This is a genomic window from Devosia sp. YIM 151766 (assembly GCF_030285925.1).
GTDB lineage: Bacteria > Pseudomonadota > Alphaproteobacteria > Rhizobiales > Devosiaceae > Devosia.
The window spans coordinates 771194-789937 of sequence record NZ_CP127251.1 but is presented as its reverse complement, the minus strand read 5'-3'; the positions used below and the strand labels follow the sequence as shown (position 1 = coordinate 789937).

Annotated in this window: 25 protein-coding genes; all 25 read right to left on the bottom strand. The window is 66.7% G+C overall.

Annotated features, from left to right (window positions below; all coding sequences use genetic code 11):
* Positions 1-63 precede the first annotated feature (63 nt).
* Complete coding sequence (locus O9Z70_RS03840) at positions 64-537, bottom strand: RT0821/Lpp0805 family surface protein (RefSeq protein ID WP_286021177.1); 474 nt, start codon at positions 535-537, stop codon at positions 64-66.
* A 63-nt stretch (positions 538-600) separates the two neighbouring features.
* A complete protein-coding gene (locus tag O9Z70_RS03835; protein WP_286021176.1) occupies positions 601-1980 on the bottom strand; it encodes a sensor histidine kinase in 1380 nt (459 codons plus the stop codon).
* A 91-nt stretch (positions 1981-2071) separates the two neighbouring features.
* On the bottom strand, positions 2072-2731 hold the full coding sequence (locus O9Z70_RS03830; protein WP_286021175.1) for a response regulator transcription factor: 660 nt from the start codon (positions 2729-2731) through the stop codon (positions 2072-2074).
* Between the two features lie 24 nt (positions 2732-2755).
* On the bottom strand, positions 2756-3055 hold the full coding sequence (locus O9Z70_RS03825) for a PepSY domain-containing protein (RefSeq protein WP_286021174.1): 300 nt from the start codon (positions 3053-3055) through the stop codon (positions 2756-2758).
* A gap of 52 nt (positions 3056-3107) precedes the next feature.
* On the bottom strand, positions 3108-3302 hold the full coding sequence (locus O9Z70_RS16250; protein ID WP_353057812.1) for a type II toxin-antitoxin system HicA family toxin: 195 nt from the start codon (positions 3300-3302) through the stop codon (positions 3108-3110).
* Positions 3302-3550, bottom strand: a complete 249-nt coding sequence (locus O9Z70_RS03820; RefSeq protein WP_286021173.1) for a DUF1902 domain-containing protein — start codon at positions 3548-3550, stop codon at positions 3302-3304. The genes O9Z70_RS16250 and O9Z70_RS03820 overlap by 1 nt, the downstream gene beginning before the upstream one ends.
* Positions 3551-3608: 58 nt before the next feature.
* Positions 3609-4352, bottom strand: a complete 744-nt coding sequence (locus O9Z70_RS03815) for a glycoside hydrolase family 108 protein (protein ID WP_286021172.1) — start codon at positions 4350-4352, stop codon at positions 3609-3611.
* A complete protein-coding gene (locus O9Z70_RS03810) occupies positions 4345-8091 on the bottom strand; it encodes a baseplate multidomain protein megatron (RefSeq protein WP_286021171.1) in 3747 nt (1248 codons plus the stop codon). Before O9Z70_RS03810 ends, O9Z70_RS03815 begins: the two co-directional genes overlap by 8 nt.
* 123 nt (positions 8092-8214) lie before the next feature.
* Positions 8215-8649 carry an NlpC/P60 family protein gene (locus O9Z70_RS03805; RefSeq protein ID WP_286021170.1) on the bottom strand — a complete coding sequence of 145 codons (435 nt, stop codon included), beginning with the start codon at positions 8647-8649 and terminating at the stop codon, positions 8215-8217.
* Positions 8646-9536: a phage/gene transfer agent baseplate hub protein gene (locus O9Z70_RS03800; protein ID WP_286021169.1), complete on the bottom strand. Its 891-nt coding sequence runs from the start codon at positions 9534-9536 to the stop codon at positions 8646-8648. Before O9Z70_RS03800 ends, O9Z70_RS03805 begins: the two co-directional genes overlap by 4 nt.
* Positions 9533-10153, bottom strand: a complete 621-nt coding sequence (locus tag O9Z70_RS03795) for a DUF2460 domain-containing protein (RefSeq protein WP_286021168.1) — start codon at positions 10151-10153, stop codon at positions 9533-9535. Before O9Z70_RS03795 ends, O9Z70_RS03800 begins: the two co-directional genes overlap by 4 nt.
* A gap of 233 nt (positions 10154-10386) precedes the next feature.
* A complete protein-coding gene (locus O9Z70_RS03790; protein ID WP_286021167.1) occupies positions 10387-10935 on the bottom strand; it encodes a phage tail tape measure protein in 549 nt (182 codons plus the stop codon).
* The gene (locus O9Z70_RS03785) at positions 10925-11116 is read right to left on the bottom strand and encodes a rcc01693 family protein (protein WP_286021166.1); all 192 of its coding nucleotides are present in this window, start codon (positions 11114-11116) and stop codon (positions 10925-10927) included. The genes O9Z70_RS03790 and O9Z70_RS03785 overlap by 11 nt, the downstream gene beginning before the upstream one ends.
* A complete protein-coding gene (locus tag O9Z70_RS03780) occupies positions 11113-11427 on the bottom strand; it encodes a gene transfer agent family protein (RefSeq protein WP_286021165.1) in 315 nt (104 codons plus the stop codon). The genes O9Z70_RS03785 and O9Z70_RS03780 overlap by 4 nt, the downstream gene beginning before the upstream one ends.
* A 34-nt stretch (positions 11428-11461) precedes the next feature.
* A complete protein-coding gene (locus O9Z70_RS03775) occupies positions 11462-11875 on the bottom strand; it encodes a phage major tail protein, TP901-1 family (RefSeq protein WP_286021164.1) in 414 nt (137 codons plus the stop codon).
* 48 nt (positions 11876-11923) lie between these two features.
* Positions 11924-12316, bottom strand: a complete 393-nt coding sequence (gene gp17 / locus O9Z70_RS03770; RefSeq protein ID WP_286021163.1) for a tail completion protein gp17 — start codon at positions 12314-12316, stop codon at positions 11924-11926.
* Between the two features lie 3 nt (positions 12317-12319).
* Positions 12320-12661, bottom strand: coding sequence for a phage head closure protein (locus tag O9Z70_RS03765; protein ID WP_286021162.1), 342 nt, complete (start codon positions 12659-12661; stop codon positions 12320-12322).
* A complete protein-coding gene (locus O9Z70_RS03760; protein ID WP_286021161.1) occupies positions 12658-13224 on the bottom strand; it encodes a head-tail connector protein in 567 nt (188 codons plus the stop codon). Before O9Z70_RS03760 ends, O9Z70_RS03765 begins: the two co-directional genes overlap by 4 nt.
* A 125-nt stretch (positions 13225-13349) precedes the next feature.
* Complete coding sequence (locus O9Z70_RS03755) at positions 13350-14570, bottom strand: phage major capsid protein (protein ID WP_286021160.1); 1221 nt, start codon at positions 14568-14570, stop codon at positions 13350-13352.
* A 12-nt stretch (positions 14571-14582) separates the two neighbouring features.
* On the bottom strand, positions 14583-15062 hold the full coding sequence (locus tag O9Z70_RS03750; RefSeq protein WP_286021159.1) for an HK97 family phage prohead protease: 480 nt from the start codon (positions 15060-15062) through the stop codon (positions 14583-14585).
* Positions 15062-15190 (bottom strand): hypothetical protein, encoded by a 129-nt coding sequence (locus O9Z70_RS03745; RefSeq protein WP_286021158.1) that lies wholly within the window; start codon positions 15188-15190, stop codon positions 15062-15064. The genes O9Z70_RS03750 and O9Z70_RS03745 overlap by 1 nt, the downstream gene beginning before the upstream one ends.
* Positions 15191-15194: 4 nt before the next feature.
* On the bottom strand, positions 15195-15383 hold the full coding sequence (locus O9Z70_RS03740) for a hypothetical protein (RefSeq protein WP_286021157.1): 189 nt from the start codon (positions 15381-15383) through the stop codon (positions 15195-15197).
* Positions 15384-15595: 212 nt separating this feature from the next.
* Entirely contained in the window at positions 15596-16750 is a 1155-nt protein-coding gene (locus O9Z70_RS03735) for a phage portal protein (RefSeq protein WP_286021156.1), read from the bottom strand.
* A gap of 220 nt (positions 16751-16970) precedes the next feature.
* Complete coding sequence (locus O9Z70_RS03730; RefSeq protein WP_286021155.1) at positions 16971-18185, bottom strand: DNA-packaging protein; 1215 nt, start codon at positions 18183-18185, stop codon at positions 16971-16973.
* A gap of 22 nt (positions 18186-18207) precedes the next feature.
* A complete protein-coding gene (locus O9Z70_RS03725) occupies positions 18208-18627 on the bottom strand; it encodes a hypothetical protein (RefSeq protein WP_286021154.1) in 420 nt (139 codons plus the stop codon).
* Positions 18628-18744: the final 117 nt, after the last annotated feature.

Here is an 18744-nt window from a genome sequence, read left to right as displayed (position 1 = left end):
CGTCGTCATCGCCACCCTATCCGGCCCGGGTAAACAATCCTTTTCAGCGAAGCTGCGAAAGAGCTAGGCCGCGCCCTGAACCACGTTCCAATTGCCGTTCTGTTCGCGGCAGGCCGTGCCCTTGCGGACATAGTCGGTGCCGTTGACCTTCACCGTATGGGTGAAATCGCGGCAATCGAGATTGTTCACGCGCACATAGGGACCGACGGCAACCGAGCCGGTGGTGCCCCCGTCGCCGGCCCATTGGCGCGGCGCACCAGGACGGCCGAATTGCAGCGCATAGAACTGGGCGCTATTGGCCTCGGTCGAATCCTTGGCGCTCATCAGCGACAGGGCGGCCGGGTCGACGAAGCCATTGGCGATGCTGGTGGTCAGCCGCGCCGTCTGCACGGTCTGCGCCGAAGTCGGCACCAGCGGCTGCACGGCCACCGGCTGGGCCTGCACCGGCGCCTGGACCGTCCGCGGCGTGCCGGTGCTGGAACAGCCGGCAAGGGCCAGTGCAAGAAGAGGAAGAGCAAAAAGCGTGGAACGGTTCATTTGTATTATTTAGCCTCTAACAGCAATCACTTGGTTTATTGTCGCTAATGCGGCGAAAGTGCGTCAGGTTCCACTTGTTCGAACCTGCCTGCCGCGCCGCGCCATGGGCAGACGCAGTTCCACCAGCAGCCCACCCAATGGCGATTGCTTGAATTCCAGGCTGCCGCCATAGACATCGACCAGTTCCTTGACAATATCCAGCCCCAGTCCGGTGCCCGGTGTTTTCTCGTCCAGCCTGACGCCGCGGCGCAACACTTTCTGCGCGTCGTCTTCGGACAGGCCCGTTCCATTGTCCTCGATACGGACCAGAAGTTGGCGGCCTTTGGATCCGTTCTCGGCAGAAAGAGCGATGCCGACCTGACCTCGGGACCATTTGCAGGCATTATCGAGCAGATTGCCGACCATCTCTTCCAGGTCCGCCTCATCGCCCCGGAACCAGGGCAGCGAAGACCCGGGCTCATCGAACGATACGGTGACGTCGGCATGGATTTTTCCCATCACCCGCGCCAGCCGCGATATGATCGCGGCGGCGTCGGCCTTTTTGCCCACCACCGAAGTGCGCGCCGCCAGCCGCGCCCGCTCCAGATAGGTCGAGACCATATTGCTCATCTTCTCGGTTTCGCTGGAAACCACGTCGGCCAGCGCCCCCTTGCCGGCCCCGGCCTCGTTGCGCAGGACGGCAATGGGGGTCTTGAGGGCATGGGCGAGGTTGCCGACCTGGTTGCGCGCCCGTTCGATGATCTGCGCATTGGAGCGCAGCAATTCGTTGACCTCCGCCGCCAGCGGCGCGATTTCCGTGGGATAGCTGCCCGAAACCTCGGCACTCTCGCCTTCGCGCACCGCCTCCACCGCCTCGCTCAACCGCGCTATGGGCCGCAGGGCGATACGGGCGACGATGCCGCTCATCACCGCCAGCATCACCCCCACGGCGCCCAGCACGATAAAGGCCTGGCCGCGGAAATCATCCACCAGCGCCAGGATTTCGGTGAGATTGCCAGCAACGGTGATGCGATAGCTCTCCTGGCCGAGCGAGACGCTGCGCTCCACCATGCGCAATCGGGTGCCGAACGGGTCGTCGATCACCTCGGTGCTGCGCCCCAGCGCATCGGCAGCCGCGCCCACGCCCTGCAAATCGATGCCGACGACCGAGGTGGAAAGATTGACCAGGTTGCCCTCGCCATCGCGGATGATCCAGTACCAGCCCGAGCGCGGCCGCTCGAAGCGCGGATCGATCAATGCGATATCGGGATTCTGCGGATCGCGGGTTTCCAGCAGCGCCCCCGCCAGGCTTTCGACGTTGAAATCCAGCGTCTGGGTCAGCGTGGTGTCGAGGGCGCGGGAATAAAGATCGCTGAGCAGAAAACCGGTGGCCACCAGCGCCAGCACCAGCCAGCCGGCTGAAAGCCAGATCAGCGAAGCGGCGATGGAGCCCTTACGCAGCATGGCGGCCGAATCTTGGTGTCGGCGCGCGCCCCCTCGGGGGGGAGGGGGCTAAGGACCTCGCGTCCCAAGTGCCGATGGCCACGTGCACCCGCTATTCCCCGACGATCTGATAGCCCAGCCCGCGCACGGTCTGGATACAGTCCTCGGGCAGCTTCTTGCGCAGGCGGCCGACGAAAACCTCGATCGTATTGCTGTCGCGGTCGAAATCCTGGTCGTAGAGATGCTCGGTCAGCTCGGTGCGCGAAATCACCTTGCCCTTGTGATGCATGAGATAGCTCAGCAGGCGCAATTCGTGGCTGGTGAGCTTGATCGCCTGGCCATCCACCGTCACCTTGCCCGAACGCGCATCGAGCCGCACCGGACCGGCGACGATCTCATTGCTGGCCAGGCCGGCGGCGCGGCGCACCAAGGCCCGCAGCCGCGCCAGCACCTCTTCCATATGGAAGGGCTTGGCCACGTAATCGTCGGCGCCGGCATCGATGCCCTGCACCTTGTCGGTCCAGCGGTCGCGCGCCGTCAGCAATAGCACCGGCGTCACCTTGCCGGCCCGGCGCCATTCTTCCAGCACCGAAAGCCCATCCATTTGCGGCAGGCCGATATCGAGGACGATGGCATCATAGGGTTCGGTATCGCCGAGAAAGTGCCCTTCCTCGCCATCGAACGCCACATCGACCGCATAGCCGGCCTCGACCAGCGCATCCTTGAGCTGCCGATTGAGATTGGCATCGTCTTCAACAACCAGAATACGCATCGCTGTGCCCCCGCCGCCTTGTCGCTATTGCGCGTTCAAAGTCAGGTTCTGCGCCTGGCCGTCCGGGGCCAGTACGCCGATGACATAGACCAGTGCGCCGCCCTGATCACAGACCTGCACGTTGAGAATTTCGGCGTTGCGATCGACCCCCGCCGTGGCGAGCACCGCATCGAGCGACAGAATCTGGCCGGAAGCCACCGCCTCCTGAATCTGGCGCTTGTCGAGACAGGCCTGCGCCTGCGCCGAGCCGGAGCCCGCAAGGGCAAGCGCCAAGGCCAGAGCCAAGGCGATGGAAGCGGAGGGTTTGGGGGCGTTCGTTTTCATGTCCAGACCAATAGCGCTTGCTTGCTGAATGGGACATGAATGAGGCAGGCATTCAAATTTTTAGCGCGCTCCCTGCATCCTTCATTATGGCATTCGCCGTGTGCCGGCTCATCAAATTTCGTGGCACGACGAGGACCCTGCCAGCCTCGTTGGCCCATTTCTCGTGCGAGCCCTTGGCATTTGACTGATACAAGAAGCCCAGCCGCCGCAATTCCTTGGTGACTGCGGCGTAGTAACCGGCGACCACTACGCGGCCCGGCCTTCGGGTCGGCGCCACAGGATGGCAGGGATCAATTCTTCCGGCTTGCCGGTTTCGAGAGCCTCCGGCGACATGTGGTTCGCCACGATCAGGCCTGGAGCGACCTCCATGAGTACGCTTTCGAATATATCGAGGTCCGGCGCTTCGATGTGAAGGCCGACAATGTCGCTCTCGGAATAATAGACCTGTGCCTCGCTATCCCAATGGGCGGATACATTGAACAGGCGCTGCGCCATGGCTGTCCCTTTCTGTGCCTCCTCAATATCGGACAGCTGGAGGCGCGGCACAAGGGCATCACGCCTTGCCGATATCTCCCTTCAGCCCGCGCCGCAGGAACAGGATAGCCATGGCTTCCAGCATCAGGCTGCCGGCGGAGCTGCCCTCCATCACCGGCACATCGAGCCCCAGCATCTGCGCCAGGCCGGCCAGCAGCATCATCGCCGCAACGATATAGGTTTTATAGCCGGACAGGATGTCCATGATCATATCTCCCGGTTTGGATGAAGTGGTGTTGGGCGCGACGGCCAAAGCCGCTGCCCGGATCGCGGCGACGCGGCTGGTCCAGCCGCGCCCAAAGGTTGCGAAACTGGCTAATCCCCGCAGGAAACCGAGCCGCCGGTCGCAAAGCGCATTGATCGCCTTGCCGGCATCGGCCCTGGCGGCCGCGCCGATGGTCAGCGGCCCGACCAGCCCGTCCACCACCACGCCGAGCACCGTCTGCAAGGCGCGGATGGCCCGGTCGGGGCCGGAATTGACCGCATAGTCGAAAACCGCCAGATCGATTCCCCGCGGCAGGTCCCCTGCCCGGCAGAGGTCCCAATAAAGGGCTCGATAGATGCTCGTCGCTTCCGTACGGGTTAGCGTCTGCACCTCGGATTTGTGCAGGTCCCACCAGGGCGAGACATGACGCCAGCGCGCCAGCGTCTTGCGGGTGACGCCCATATTGGTCGCACCGCCCGGATCGGACGGATGATCGACATAGCCGCCCTCGTGCCGCAGCACTTCGGCGAGGCAAATCTCGAACCGCGTATCAGTCATGAAAGGCTCCCCAAGCTGCATGGCCCGGCCCCAGGACCGGGCTCGACTGGGCAATGCTGAAGGTGAAGGCGCCAACCGGCCCGCCGAAATCGGCGAGCTGCTCGGCCGCGCCGTAGCTGGCGGCGACGCTGTCCGTTTCGATGGTCCGTACAGCTGTCGCGCCGTCGAAGATGCGCACCTGCCAAGCCTCCGGCACGTGTTCCAATATCGGCTCCGCCATGCCCCAGCCGTCGCCGTCGGCGCGGCTGCGGCGGATCCAGCGCAGGTCGATGGCGCCATCGCCGAGCCGCATGGCGCGCAGATGCACCGGCGCCAGCGGCAGTGCCGGCCCGGCTTCGGGCGACACCAATATCTCCTGGCCCGTGACATCTCCGGCGCCGGCATGGCAGCGCAGAATTCGGCTCTCGCCGATCCGGTGCGCCTCGACCGGCAAGAGCGCGGCGCGGCCGTCGAGCAGCATCACCCGCCGCCCCGCCGATATCGGTCCCATTCCCGCATCCGTGCCGTCCAATCCGCGCAGCAGCTGGGTGAGCCGGTAGCGCTTCGGCGCCAGCAATTCGGCTCCGGCAAAGCCGATCACCTCCCAGCTGCCGCCATCACTCTCCACGGCGATGCGGTTGTTGCCGGCCAGGGCGGCCAGTTCCTCCACATCGGCCAGATGCCCCGAAGCCAGCTCGATCTCCAGCGCATTGCCGCGATCCCACACCGCCCGCGGCCCGGCGGCGAGCGGCGACAAGGTCTCGCCCATCGCCAATGGCCGCGCCAGTTCGGCCAGCACGCCGCCGCTGCTCGCCTCCGCCACCTGCACCAGGCCCGGCCAGGGCCTCGCATAAGCGCCGATCAGCAGCCGCGTGCGCAGCGGATCGTCCGGCAAGGCCGGCAGATGCGCCGTCACCAGAACCGGCATTACCTGTGGCGGCGGAACGCCCAACCCGCCGCGCGGACGGTCCAGCCCCGTCGCCACGGCGTCCTGACGAGGCACCGCCATGGCGGTGATCCGCCTTACCGTGCCGTCGCGGATTTCGGTGATTTCGAACGGACCCTCCGCCACGTCCGGCAGGGCGATGCGGTCGCCGGGCTCCAATGCGACCTGGCCCGGCGGCAGCGCCAGCTCCAGCCGGTCCGCCGCCATGACCCGGCGATCCAGCAGCTTTTCCGCCGCCCGCCGCGCCGCCGCGCCATCCAGCACCATGGACAGCGTCTCGGAGATCAGTGGCCCATTGCCGGGCCGCAAGGCCGTCGCATTGGCCGCAAGATAATCCCGCTCCCGGTCGAGATGCCCCAGCGCCAGCCGCCCCGGCAATTCAGCCGCGCCGCTGCGCCGCCGCGACAGGATCGGCGCCTCATCCGCCGCCAGCGCCGCCGTTTCGAAGGTAACGGCCTCCCCGCGCCCCTGCACCAGCGCGACGATATCCCCATGGCGCGCCGTCAGCACCTGCCCGGTAATGTCCAGCACCGGCTCGATGGCCTGGCGCGCCGTGCCCGGTCCGCTGATCAGCATGCCGCCGATCAGCGGCGTGGCCGGCGCCGCCCGCACCACGCAATCATGATCAGCAGCGATGGCGCTCACCAATTCGTCGCTGGCCAGCGCCCCCAGCCGCCCGGTCAGCCAATGGCCATTGCTATGGTTCGGGCCATCCGCCCACACCTCTTCCAGCGCCGGAAAGCTGGGAAAGGGCCGCGCGTCCCAGGTCCAGCAATAGAGCCGTTCGGGATCGACCATGCCGGGGGGATTATTGGCGGGATCGGCCCAATAGCGGTGATGGGCGCGCAGGAATTGCCGCTGGATCAAGCCATCCGGCAAGCCGCTGGAAAAATAGGGCCGCCCGCCCTCGGCGCTCTTGTCGTCGCCGAAAATATTGGGCTGGTTCGCTCCCTTGTCGACGGCGCCGCAGCCGATTTCCGTCAGCCAGATCGGTTTCGAGCCCGGCAGCCAGGCCGTCGGCACCGAGCTACGCACCCCGCCCGGCCGGTCGTAATGCCGCTCGCTCCAGAAGGCGCGGAGATCCTTGTAGCGCCAGATCCAGGGCTCGCCATGGGCGCCGTCGCCGATCGGCGTCCGCAGCTGCGCCCGCCTGTCGGCGTCATCGGCATAGAACCAGTCGAACCCCTCGCCGCCCGCAATATTGCCGCCGAGATAATCCAGCTCATAGCCTGTCGCTGCCATCTCGGCATCGGCATGGTTCTCGCCATCGCGCCAATCGCCGAGCGGCATGTAATTGTCGATGCCGATGGCGTCGATATCGGGCGAGGCCCAGAGCGGATCGAGATGGAAGAATTTCTCGCCATCCGGCTGATAGCCCGAATATTCGCTCCAATCGGCCGCATAGGTCAGCTTAGTCGCCGGCCCGACAATGGCCCGCGCTTCCGCCGCCAGTGCCACCAGTGCCGCCACGAACGGAAAGCTGTTCCCCGCCCCCCGCACCTGCGTCAGCCCGCGCATTTCCGAGCCGATCAGCAAGGCATCCACGCCACCGGCGGCCACGCAGAGATTGGCATAATGGCGCACCATGGCCCGGTAACCCGGCACGAAAGCCGCCACCTGCGCCGCCGCCGCCGCACTGCCATCGGGCGAACCGGGCCGGCCCGGCGCCGGGTGGCAGGTGATGCGCCCGCGCCAGGGATAGGCGCCCTGCTCCGCCCCGCCATAGGGGTCCGCCAGCCCATTGCCCGCCGGCACATCCATCAGCATCAGCGGATAGAGCGTGATGCTGAGCCCCCGCGCCTTGAGATCGGCAATCGCCGCCAGCACCGAGGCGTCGGACGGCGTGCCGCCATAAGCCGCGCCGCCTCCATGGCTCGATGCCAGGGGCACGTCGCCGCGCCCGAGGCCCGCCACGCTCCACGTCGTCCCCTCGATGGTCCGTTCGGCCCCCTCGACGCGCGGCCGCACCGAACAGGTGCCGGCGCGCAGATCGTCGCCGAACCAGCTCACCACCAGAGCCACATGTTTGAGGTTGGGACAGAGCGCCACCAATTCGTCGATCGACCAGGTCCAGTTGCTCACCCCGGCCATCAGATGCGAATTCTCGCTCGCTCCCTCGCCGGCGCCGATCACGCGCACCCGCGGCACCGGATCATAGCCGAACTCGGTCGCTCCCGGGATTACCGTCACCGCCCTGATGGCCGGCTCCAGTTCCCCCACCACCCGGCACAGCTCCGCCGACAATTGCGGAATGCGATTGCCGAAGCGGCTGAGCGGCAGGTTCTCGACCACCAGATAGCAGAGCCCGCGATAGGCCGGCGCATTGCCCGGGCCCTGCACCGCCTCGATCAGGCTGTCGGGAAGCTGCTCCTCGTCGCCATGATAGAAGCGCAGATTGAGCCCGCGCGTATCGAGCAATTGCCCATCGGCCCAGATGCGCCCCAGCCGCGCCACCGGACCCTCGCAGAAGCCCAGCGCGAAGCTGGCCAGCACTTCCTCCTGCTGCTCGGGCGGCGGAGCGAAGCCTTTCGCGCCCGCCGTTTCGGTCACATGACGCAGCAATTCCCGCGCCCAGATGATGTTCCCCGACAGCCGCCCCCAGCCGTAAAGCCGGGGAATGGCCGCGCCTTCGCTCGAACCGCCCAGCCGCACATCGAATATCGGCGCCTCGGCCTGGCGCTGTTCGCCGAACAGCATGCCATCCATGGCGCTGCCCGCCAGCGCGCCCAATGCCCGGCCAATAGTCGCGCCGATCGGCCCGCCAACCATGCCGCCGACAAATTGCCCGGCCACCGAAAGTGCCAGAGTGGCCATGGATTTATCCCTGTTGTTGAAATCCCCTTGCCCCTCTCCCTGAGGGAGAAGGGAACGGAAAAAGCGTGATGCTATTCTTCTCCCCCTCGGGGAGAAGGTGCCCCGAAGGGGCGGATGAGGGGGTTACGGCAAGCCGGGAACCTCAGGAAACCGAAACCGTCCACTCACCCGTCGCGCCCAGCCCATGGTGACATTCCCTTCCACCACGCCCAGATGCTCCTGCGCGTGGATGAAGCGATCCGCCGAAACCATGATGCCGCAATGGCGCGCGTGTTCGAGCCCGGCCAGCCGAAACAGCACGACCTGCCCCGCCGCGGCCTCTCCCGCCTCCGCCAGCAGAAACCGCTCGGCCGCCGCTTGCAGCGCCCCGTCATTTCGGGGATCGCGCCAATCCGCCCGATAAGGCGGTATCGCCGCCGGCTCGTCGCCATAAAGCGTCCGCCACACCCCGCGCAGCAAGCCCAGGCAATCGCAGCCCGCGCCTCGCGTCGAGGCCCGATGCCGATAGGGCGTGCCCAGCCATTGCCGGGCCGCCGCAACCACGATTTCCCCGTTCACGGCACCAGGGCCCTTCCATCCAGCGCATCGCCCCGACGCGGATGGCGCAGCACGTAATCATTGCCCGGCACATGCGGAAAGCCGCGGAAATTACGCTGATTGCCGAACCGCGCCTTGCAGGTGGCGAAGCGCCGGTCGCAGCCCGCCGTCACCGTCAGGATGTCATCGGCCAATAGCCATTCGCCCACCCGCGCGGCAAAGCCCAGAACGTCGCCCTCCGGCACCCGCCTATGGGTCAGCACCGCATCCGCCAATCCGTCGCGCTTGCCGCTGCCCCAATGTCCCATGCCGAAGGCGAACCAGCCCTCCTCGAAGCCGGACAGCCCGCCCACCAGCACCTCGAATGGATCGCGTATTTCGAGCACCGTCGCCGCACCCTTATAGGCGGGCAGGTCGAGATCGACCCGGCAGCGTCCGTCCCCCAAACTGGCATCGCACAGCCCCTGATAAAGCCGCCCCCGGGTCACGTTCAGCGCCTGTTGCGGCGAGCGCAATTCGGCGCGAAATACCCCGTCTTCCCGGGTGATTTCACCGATATGGTCCACGCGCAGCAGCAGGCGCTGCTCCGGCGCCGCCCAGTTCACCAGCCAGCTCTCAACCAGCGCCCCGTCATAGCGCCCCAGCAGGATGTCCTCTTCGGCAATGGCGGCGCTGTCCAGCACGCCCAGCACTTCGCCGGTCTCCACCTGCGCCCCCAAACGCGCCGGCACTTCCCCGCCATCGAGCCCGAAGGTTGGCGCACATGCCGTTCCCTCCACTGTGAGCGTCCGGTCATGGTCGGTGAAGCCCAGCACCACGCCGTCGCTGCGGATCAGCCGCCAGCATCGGGCAATATTGGTTTCCCCCTGCGCCAGATGCGCCGCCAGATCGTCCGGCACCTGCCTCATGGCAAGATCTCCACCAGCGGAATGCTCGGCGCTTCGGCTCCGTCGAAATTGTTGAGCTCGATATCCAGCCGGTCGGTATCGAAGCGCACCGGCACATCGAACAGAAAGCCGGCTGTCACCTTGGTGCCAGGCCCCGGCGCGACGTCGAAGCCGACAATTCCCGTGCTTGCGTCCAGCACCCAGCCCGACGCCAGTTCGGCACCATCGATGGCGATGCGCACGCTGCCGGCGACCGGTTTGGCGACAGGGCGCAGATAGGGATCGAAACCCGCGCCATAGCGCTTGACCAGTTGAAACTGGGTCCGCAGGCCATCGCCGGTTCCCAATTCCTGGTCGTTCGGCGTCGGCACCGCGCCGCCCGAGGAATGATCCAGCCCGTCGCGCCACAGAAAACCATGCAGCCGCCCGCGCCGTTCCTCGAAGAACGCCAGTACCGCCTGCATGTCGGCCCGCGATTTGACGCCGTAGCCGGCATTGTAGCGCCGCCGCGAATGCGCCCAGCGCCCATTGCGCCGCTCACCCCCGCCCGCCAGCGTCACCACATCGGTCCGCCGCTCCGGCCCACCCCGCGCCCCCAGCGCGATATCGAGCGGGAAGCGGATATGATGAAAGGCCATCTTGTTCTCCTCTATTCCTCTCCCCCTCGGAAAGAGGTGGCTCTCTCCCCGGCGGGGAGAAGAATGGGGTGCCTCAACTCCCCGCATGCCCCTCTATTCCTCTCCCCCTCGGGGAGAGGTGGCTCGGCGAAGCCGAGTCGGAGAGGGGGGCACCTCCACGGCGCTGCGTTCGCTGAAGCATCCCTCATCCGCCCGGCGGGCACCTTCTCCCCGGCGGGAGAAGAATGGGGAGGTCAGCTCCCCCGCGTGCCCCTTCGCACCGCGCGCAGCAGCATGGCGCTGACCTCCGCCTCGCTCGCCGCGAAGCTGCGCGCATCGCTGGCCGTCACGTTGAACGTCACCTGCACCGCCCCGCCGCCGCCGGCGACGCCCAGCCGCCCATCCGATCCGCGCTGCAATGGCATGATCGCCTCCGGTCCCGCCTCGCCGGCCAGCCCCATGCTCCGTCCCAGCGGGAAATAGCTCGGGCTGGCGATCACCCCGCCCTTGGCGAAGGGCGTCACCCCGCCCAGGGCCGGATTGGTGGCGGCAAAGATATTTTCCACCAGCCCGCCCACCAGTGTACCCAGCGGCTTGAATGCGGCTTTCAAGGCAATATCGGCAAAGGCACAGGCAATATCGCTCAGCACCGAGCGGAAGGATTTCCCATCCAGCACCGCGCCACGAAACGCCCGGCTGACCGAACTGGCCACGCCATCGGCCAGGTCGCCGATGCGCCGCAATTCCACCGATACATCGCTCAGCTCATCGCGAAATTCCTCGCCGAACAGATCATTGGCCATCGGGAAAGCGCTCCATCAATGTTTGCAGCCCGTTCCGGTCCAGCGGCCCGGCCCGGTCCCCCAGCAGCGCGCCCCAGGCCGAGGCCAGTTCGCGCGGCGTCATCTTCCAGAAGGCCTCGGGCGGCAGGCGCAGCACGCCCAGCCCGAAGCGCATGGCCTCCTTCCAGGGAAAGGCGTTCATGCCGCATCTCCAAACGTCGCCGTAAGCAGCCGCACCGCGATTTCCGCCGCGCCGCGCAATCCGCCCTCGACGCTCATCCGCGCCAGGTCGTCATCGCCGATCGCATTGCCGCCGCCCCGCAGCCCCGCTCCCAGGATCGCCGTCAGGTCGCGCGCCGAAACCCGCCCTTCGGCAAAGCGCTCCGCCAGGCCGCCCAGATCCCCCGCCCCCAGCCGCGCTTCCAGCTCCGCCAGCGCCCCCAGCGTCAGGCACAATGTCCGTACCTCGCCCCCGATCTCGGCGGCGATTTCCCCACGATGGATATTGGTCATTCTGTTCCTCTTTATGAGCAAGGGGGCCTTCAAACTACACCGCCGTGAACGTCACTTCCCCGGCGCTTTCCAGCGCCAGGTCGAAGGTCACCTCCCCGGCATGGTCGGCCGAAAATTCCAGCGCCACGATCTGGAACGGTCCCTGCACCACGCCGAAATGCGGCAGGATCAATTGCCATTCCCGGATCGTTCCGGCGAAGAACAGCCCGCGGATCGCCGCGTCCGAAGCCTGGTCCTTGAACACGCCCGATCCGGCAACCGAAGCCCGCTTCACCCCGCCACCGGCCAGCAATTCCCGCCAGCGCCCGGCGCTTTCCTGATCCGTCGTATCGACGCTGGCCGCATTGAAATTGAGGCTGCGCGTGCGCAGCCCCGCCACCGTCACGAAGCTTCCCGATCCCGTCTGGTCGAGTTTAAGAAGCATGTCCTTGCCGCTCTGGGCTGCCATATGTGTCTCCCATATTCGCAATTGCCTCGACGACCCATCGTGGGCCCGTCACTCGCTCAAAAACCGCAGCAGAACCGCGGCCCGGGCCTGCCCGGTCGCCTTGTCGATCATCGTCTCGGTCCGCACATGCCCGGCATGGGTCACGGCCAAAGCGGATGGCGCCACCGCCAGCGCCAGAGCCACCACGCGCTCGGCAATCGCCAGCGCCGCCTTGCGGCTGGGCTGGTCGCTCCAGCAATGCAGCAGGAGCCGGTGTTCCTGTCCCGGCGTCTCGTCGCCGTCGCGCTGGCGCATATCGTGCCGGTCGATCACCACATAGGGCGCCTGGCGCTGGCGGGGCGGCGCGTCGAATATGCCCCCTGCCCCGATCAGCGCCGCCAGCGCCGCATCGCTCTCCAGCGCCGTCACCAGCGCCGCCTGCAAAGCCGCAATCGGGTGCATGGCCTACCCCGTGAAACTGGTTTCGCTGCAAGTGCAGCTGAGATAGGCCCGCCGCCCGTTGAGATCGGCCGTGCTCACCACATCCAGGTTTCGCCCGCGATAGACGATGCGGTCGCCCGGCGCGATGTCGTTGCGGAAGCGCAGCACCACGCTGTGCGAAATCGCCACCGCCCTTCCGTCGGCATTGACGCCCTGCCGCCCGGAAAGGCTGCGCACCCGCGCCCAGAGATTGCCGGCGGGCAGGTAGAGCCGCTCATGCCCGCCCCCGCCATCGCCGACGCTTTCGCGCCGCTTCAGCGCCACCCTGTCGGTCAGGGTGCCCAAGGCCGGCAGCCGCTCGCTCATAGCCGCACCCGCTTATAGGAAGCGACCATGCGCTCGAAGCCCGAGGGCACGATGGCCCCCGAGCCCGCCACGATCACCGCGTCGCGATGTTCGTGCCAATGCGCCACCAGACCCAGCAGCGCCTGGCGCAGATCGGCCGGCACATCTTCCGGTTCGCTGCCATAGCCGGCATCGTAATCGATCTCGATCCCCTGCCGGTGCTGCATTGTCGGCATGCCGGCCACCACGCGCGGCAGGATCAGCCGGTCCGGTTCCGATCGGAACTGGCCGAGATCGATATCATGGCTGCCACCATTGTCGTCGATGGCGGCAATATTGGTCACCGCGATCAGCGGCGACATCGGCAGTTTGACCACACCGCCCGGCGGCCAGTCGTCGAGCACCACGCGCCAGCTCTGCGCCAGCAGCGCCTTGCCGGTGACGCTTTCGACATGCAGCCGCGCCGCCCCGATCAGCGTCTCGATCAGCGCGTCTTCGTCATTGCCATCCACCTTGAGAAACGCCTTGGCCTCGGCGAGCGAAACCGGCTCCTCGGCGGGGCCCGCCAGGAGAAAAGAGGTCATGTTCTTGTTCCGATCTTGTGTTGGGCGCGGCGCCGAAAGGGAGGGCCGTCAGCCTGAGGCAGATGGAGCGAAAGCCCGAGCACCGGAGCGCAGGGCTTTCGCTTCAGATGGCCAGGATCACGGCCTTACGAGGTGCCGAATTTCAGCAGCTTGATCGCGTCGTAATCGGCCACCCCGCCGCCCACCCGCTTGGTGGTGTAGAACAGCACATAGGGCTTGGCGCTGAACGGGTCGCGCAGCACGCTCACCCCCTGGCGGTCGACGATCAGATAGCCGCGGCGGAAATCGCCGAAGGCGATGGAAAAGCTGTCCGCGGCGATATTGGGCATGTCCTCGGCCTCGACCAGCGGGAAGCCCATGAAGCTGGCGCGCCCATCCGCCGCCGCCGCCGGCTGCCAGAGATAATTGCCCTCGGCATCCTTGAGCTTGCGCAGCGCGCCTTGGGTCTTGCGGTTCATCACCCAGCTGGCATTCTGCCGATAGCCGGCCTTCAGCGCATAGACCAGATCGATGAGCACATCGGCGCCATGGCTGGCCGGCAAGGCGGCGGCATTGCCGGTGGCCAGATAGCCCAGCTTGCCCCATTCCCAGCCGCTCTCGGCCACCTTGCCGGCGTTGAGGAAGCCACTGGGCTTGTTGTTGCCGTCGCCGTTGACGAAAGCCGTGGTTTCCTGCGCCGCAAAGGCGGCATTGACCTCGTCGGCGATCCACTGGCCCACATCCACCGCCGCATCGTCGAGAAAGGCGGTGGTGGCCGCCGGCATGGCGTAGAGTTCGGTGGTGGGATAGCTCAGTTCCGTCAGCACCTGGCTGTCGGTGGTCGGGCGGCTCGCCGTCTCGCCCACCCAGCCGGTCTGCGGCCCGCTCAGCGTGATCGGGCGCTTATAGACCGCGCCGGAGACCTGCCGCGCCCCGGCAATGGCGCGGATCGGCGAAATATGGGTCATCAGCCGGGTGATTTCGCCCTCGACCTCGGCCGGCACCACATAGCCGCCATCGGCATTGACGCCGATCTGCAGCGCCTTTTCCTCGCCGCGCTTCACATAGGCCGAAAAGGCCTCCTTGTATTCGCCGTCGGCGATCTCGCCCTTGCCCTCGATGACCGGGCGCCGGCGTTCGGCACTGGCGCGGTCCATGGCCGCCTTGTGTCCGTCGAGCACGGCGTTCAGCCGGTCCAGCTTGCCTTCCAGCAGACCATCGGCGCTGCCGCGTTTCTCGATCTCGCCCAGGCGCCGGTCATTGGTGCGCTTGAATTCCTCGAAGGCGCCGGAAAATTCCGCGAAAAGCGCGGCAATATCGCTGCCCGCGCCGGCCTTGGTCTCGAGGCCGTCGTCAATCCGATCCATGTCGGTATCCTTCTATCGGTTGCGGATGGTCTTGGTGGCGGCCGCGATGGCGGCGCCGGCCGAGAGGGAGGCGGCGATGCGCGCCTCCTCCATCATCGGGAAAGTCACGATGGAAATTTCATAGAGGTCGATCTCGTGCAGGCGCCGATACCCCGTCCCCGCCTCGCGGCTGGCCTTCACCGTGCGAAAGCCGATGGAAAGACCGTCGAGCGCCCGGCTCTCGATCAGCCGCTTCAGCGCCTCGGCCCGCGGCACGCCGGGCACCAGTCTTCCGGTCACGAACAGGCCGTGGCGATCTTCCGCCAGGCTCTCCCAGAGGCCCACCGGCTCCTTGGGATCGTGCTGGAACAACAGCCGGATGCGCCCGCGCTTGCGCGCCAGCGATTTGGCGAACGCCCCCGGCAAGACGATATCGCCGCCGCTATCGAGCCGGTTGAACAGGCTGGCATAACCCGCGAACCGGCCCTCGGCGTCGATGGCGATGGCGGCCATCAGCGTTTGCCTCCGCCTGTCTTGGGCGGCGGCGCCCCGCGCTGCTTGTCGGCCAGCGTCCCCGCCAGGTTCCAGGCGAACTGGCGGAAGGTCTGCTGCGCACTTTCCCGTTTCTGCTTGTTTGCCATCGATTTAGTCCTCCCTGCGAAACAGTCGATTCAACGAGGCGATCTCCTGCACGAAATCGTTGAAGTGCCGATTCACCCGCGCCATCTCCCGCAGGCTCCACACCAGCAAGGCGCTGGAACCGCTGGCCCAGAGAAACAAAGCCAGATGCGCCAGGTCCCCGCGCTCGACGATGGTTTTGGTCAGGTCGTCCATTTTTCTCTCCTCGACCACCGGCCCGCACCGCCGGCGATGTTATGGTCATGCACCGACGCCCCCTAGACCTCATGGTGAGCCTGTCGAACCACGAGGTCGGCAGCTCGGTGGCCGCGACCTCGTCCTTCGACAAGCTCAGGATGAGGCCTACGAGAACATTGTAGGGCGCCCGACCAAGTGCGCGGCGCCCCTTTGTCCCCCAGACAAAGGGGCTAAAGCCCCACCATCGCCCGCTTCTCCGCGTCGCTCAGAAATTCGGCGGCGCCCACCCGCTCCCAGAGTGCCGCCCGGTCCTCGGCCAGGGCCTCGACCTTGTCGAAATCCGGCACGATCTCGGCGCCGGCAAAGGCCGGCTCCAGCCACAGGCTCAATTCCTGCGCCACCCGCACCACCAGCGGCACCAGGGTCTGGCGCCACAGCGTCCGGTTGGCTTCGGCCATATTGGCATAGGTATTGTCGCCGGGAATGCCGAGCAGCATGGGCGGCACGCCGAAGGCCAGCGCGATGTCGCGCGCCGCGGCGTTCCGCGCCTCGATGAAATCCATGTCGCGCGGGCTCATGGCCAGCGCCTTCCAGTCCAGCCCGCCATCGAGCACCATGGGCCTGCCGGCATTGCCGGCCCCGGAGAACTGCTCCTCCAGTTCATCCTTGAGCCGGTTGAACTGTTCCTCGGTCAGGCTGCCATTGCCGGCCGAATAGACCAGGGCCCCGCTGGGCCGCGCCGCATTGTCGAGCAGCGCCTTGTTCCATTGCGCGCTGGCATTGTGAATATCGAGGCTGGTCTGCGCCGCTTCCAGCGGCCCCATGCCGTAATGATCGTCCATGGGGTGAAACAGCGCCACATGCAGCACGCCGGGCACCGGCAGCGCCTCCTGCGACAGCCGCACCGCCTTGCCCCCGGCCTTGTAATCATAGGCGATCGGCCAGCCGTCGCGCCCGGCGACGACGCTCATCCGGTCGGGCCTGAGGCAATAGAGCGTACGCACCACACCGTCGACCATGCCCGCCTGCAGATAGGCATTGCCGGCCGTTTGCAGATAGGCATAGACCGCCTCCAGCAATTCGGGGCCCGATTGCCGCCCATTGGGCCGCTCCAGCAACAGGGCCAGCGGATGCTCGCTGGCCGGCTTGCCGTCCACCTGCACCACCAGCGGCACCCGGTTCGCCGTCTCGGCGATCAGCCGCACGCAGCGATAGACCACCGGATTGCGCATGAAGCCCTGGTTGACCAGGCTGGCATAACCCCGCCCGCTCCATTGCGCCGGCCCGAGCTGGCTCAGCGTCAGCATGGCCTGCCCGGCAAAGGCTTTGGTTTCGCCGGGCGCGTCGGTTCGCCCGCCGAACAGGCGGTTCATCCAATTGGGCATTTTCTTTGTTCCTGTATCGCAGCAACCACCGCCCTCCCCTCGCCCCTCGCGGGAAGCCATTCAGGGTGGGGCGCACACAATTTTCTCCTAGACCTCATCCTGAGCTTGTCGAAGGACGAGGTCGGCAAATCCGTGGCCGCGACCTCGTGGATCGAGCTCACCATGAAGTCTATCGGGCGTTTGAAAGAGGGGAACGCAATGCGAATTTGCCTGCGGCCGGCTATAAGCCCCTGATCCTTGGCCTCACCTCGTTCAGCACCAGTTCCGTCAATGCCCAGACCAGCGCGTCCACCCGGTCCGGCGAATGGCCCTCGGCCTTGCCGTCCGGACCGAAGGCGCAGAGTTCGTCTTCCAGCGCCGTCAGCCCCGGCACGTGCTGCACCAGGCCTCGCGCATAAAGCGCCGCCACCGGCTCGGCCCGCACCCATTTGCCGCGGCTGGCCCGCACCGCGCGCACCGGCACGTTCGAGCCCACCTGTTCCAGCAATTGCCGCACCAGATCGCCGCCCTGGTTCACTTCCACCACGATGCAATCGGCCTCATGCGCCCGATAGGCAGCCACCGCCCGCTCCGCCCAGATTCTGGGCATGATGCCCTTGAGCGTCGCATCCTCCAGCACCACGGCGCCCTCGCCCCGCTGGCCGGCGACGACGATGCCGCAGGCGTCCGAGCGCGCCGTGCCGGTTACCGGCGGGTCCACCGCCACGACGATCCGTCCCTCGGCGCCGCCCTCGGCCGGGCGAAACATGCTGCGCTGCCAGAGCGCGTCGATACGGTCCTCGATCAGCTCGCCATCCAGCTCCTGCCGCCCCAAAACCGTGCCGCGATAGCGCGCCACCACGGCGTCGAAAAAAGTCGGCGCCAGGAATTTCCAATTGTCCTGCGTCGCCATCCGCACCACGCTGGTATGCTCGTCGTCCAGCAGCCGCCGGATCAGCCTGGTCGCCCGGGGCGTGGTGGTCGCCAATTGCCGGGGGCGCTCGCCCAGCCGCAGGCCGAATTGCAGCATGTCCCAGGCCTCCTCCGCATGCGGCCATTTGCCGATCTCGTCGCACCAGGCGGCGGCAAATTGCGGCCCGCGAAACCGTTCGGGATCGGAGGCGGTCATGATGGTGGCCTCCACCCCATTGGGCCAGACCAGCCGGCTCCCGCCGCGCAGGATCGGACGCTCCTCATCGGGATGGATCGCCAATATGCCGCTCTCGCCCCGCACCATGATCTCGACCGCCTCGGTCATGGTCTCGCCCACCAGGGCGATCGGCGCTATGCCCCGGCGCGCCAGCCGGCGCACCCATTCGGCGCCGGCCCTGGTCTTGCCCGAGCCGCGTCCGCCCATCAGCAGCCAGGTGGTCCAGTCGCCCGGCGGCGGCCGCTGCTCGCGCCGCGCCCATCGGGGCCAGCAATAATATTCCCGCTCGACATCACGGCCTGCCATCGCCGCCACGCGCGCGGCATGGCTAGCGCGCGGATTGCTCAAGGCGCTTGACCAGCTTGGCCCGCAGGTCGGTCATGTCCTTGCGCGTCGGCGGCTCGACATTGCGTTGGGCCGCGCCCATTTCGATCAGCTTGTCGAGCGTCCTGACCTCTTCGGCCAGCACTTTTGCCTTCTTGTCGATCGGCATGTCCTTTGCCCTTTCCAGTTCTCTGATCTGTGCGTTCAACACCCGCAGCATGCGGGCCACCAGGTCGGCCTTGCGGGGTGGACTGGCTTTCATGCTGATCCAGTCTTCCTGCTCGCGGCGATAGCGCAATTGCGCCGTGGTGATGCCGTGACGCTCGCAGATCAGCGCGGGATGGAACAGCCGGCCCTCATATTCGGCGCGAATGGCGTCCCAATCCGGCGGCCGCCGGCGGCCGGATGCTCTCGTCTCTTCCATGTCGTTGACTCAATCGCGGGGCCACCGGCGGGGCGCCGGGTGACCCAATTTGTCGACCATGCCTGAACTATAGCCGAGCCGCGTGACGCGGGGATAACTTCGTTCCGGCCAAAGGCA

Coding starts and splice junctions, on each gene's coding strand:
- O9Z70_RS03815 (WP_286021172.1), bottom strand. CDS start 4,352: ATGACTGATACGCGGTTCGAGATTTGCCTCGCCGAAGTGCTGCGGCAC.
- O9Z70_RS03775 (WP_286021164.1), bottom strand. CDS start 11,875: ATGGCAGCCCAGAGCGGCAAGGACATGCTTCTTAAACTCGACCAGACG.
- O9Z70_RS03760 (WP_286021161.1), bottom strand. CDS start 13,224: ATGACCTCTTTTCTCCTGGCGGGCCCCGCCGAGGAGCCGGTTTCGCTC.
- O9Z70_RS03730 (WP_286021155.1), bottom strand. CDS start 18,185: ATGGCAGGCCGTGATGTCGAGCGGGAATATTATTGCTGGCCCCGATGG.
- O9Z70_RS03745 (WP_286021158.1), bottom strand. CDS start 15,190: ATGGCAAACAAGCAGAAACGGGAAAGTGCGCAGCAGACCTTCCGCCAG.
- O9Z70_RS03825 (WP_286021174.1), bottom strand. CDS start 3,055: ATGAAAACGAACGCCCCCAAACCCTCCGCTTCCATCGCCTTGGCTCTG.
- O9Z70_RS03820 (WP_286021173.1), bottom strand. CDS start 3,550: ATGGCGCAGCGCCTGTTCAATGTATCCGCCCATTGGGATAGCGAGGCA.
- O9Z70_RS03755 (WP_286021160.1), bottom strand. CDS start 14,570: ATGGATCGGATTGACGACGGCCTCGAGACCAAGGCCGGCGCGGGCAGC.
- O9Z70_RS03795 (WP_286021168.1), bottom strand. CDS start 10,153: ATGGCCTTTCATCATATCCGCTTCCCGCTCGATATCGCGCTGGGGGCG.
- O9Z70_RS03765 (WP_286021162.1), bottom strand. CDS start 12,661: ATGAGCGAGCGGCTGCCGGCCTTGGGCACCCTGACCGACAGGGTGGCG.
- O9Z70_RS03790 (WP_286021167.1), bottom strand. CDS start 10,935: ATGGCCAATGATCTGTTCGGCGAGGAATTTCGCGATGAGCTGAGCGAT.
- O9Z70_RS03810 (WP_286021171.1), bottom strand. CDS start 8,091: ATGGCCACTCTGGCACTTTCGGTGGCCGGGCAATTTGTCGGCGGCATG.
- O9Z70_RS03725 (WP_286021154.1), bottom strand. CDS start 18,627: ATGGAAGAGACGAGAGCATCCGGCCGCCGGCGGCCGCCGGATTGGGAC.
- O9Z70_RS03740 (WP_286021157.1), bottom strand. CDS start 15,383: ATGGACGACCTGACCAAAACCATCGTCGAGCGCGGGGACCTGGCGCAT.
- O9Z70_RS03750 (WP_286021159.1), bottom strand. CDS start 15,062: ATGGCCGCCATCGCCATCGACGCCGAGGGCCGGTTCGCGGGTTATGCC.
- O9Z70_RS03840 (WP_286021177.1), bottom strand. CDS start 537: ATGAACCGTTCCACGCTTTTTGCTCTTCCTCTTCTTGCACTGGCCCTT.
- O9Z70_RS03830 (WP_286021175.1), bottom strand. CDS start 2,731: ATGCGTATTCTGGTTGTTGAAGACGATGCCAATCTCAATCGGCAGCTC.
- O9Z70_RS03835 (WP_286021176.1), bottom strand. CDS start 1,980: ATGCTGCGTAAGGGCTCCATCGCCGCTTCGCTGATCTGGCTTTCAGCC.
- O9Z70_RS03780 (WP_286021165.1), bottom strand. CDS start 11,427: ATGACCAATATCCATCGTGGGGAAATCGCCGCCGAGATCGGGGGCGAG.
- O9Z70_RS03800 (WP_286021169.1), bottom strand. CDS start 9,536: ATGAGGCAGGTGCCGGACGATCTGGCGGCGCATCTGGCGCAGGGGGAA.
- O9Z70_RS03785 (WP_286021166.1), bottom strand. CDS start 11,116: ATGAACGCCTTTCCCTGGAAGGAGGCCATGCGCTTCGGGCTGGGCGTG.
- O9Z70_RS03735 (WP_286021156.1), bottom strand. CDS start 16,750: ATGCCCAATTGGATGAACCGCCTGTTCGGCGGGCGAACCGACGCGCCC.
- gp17 (WP_286021163.1), bottom strand. CDS start 12,316: ATGCACCCGATTGCGGCTTTGCAGGCGGCGCTGGTGACGGCGCTGGAG.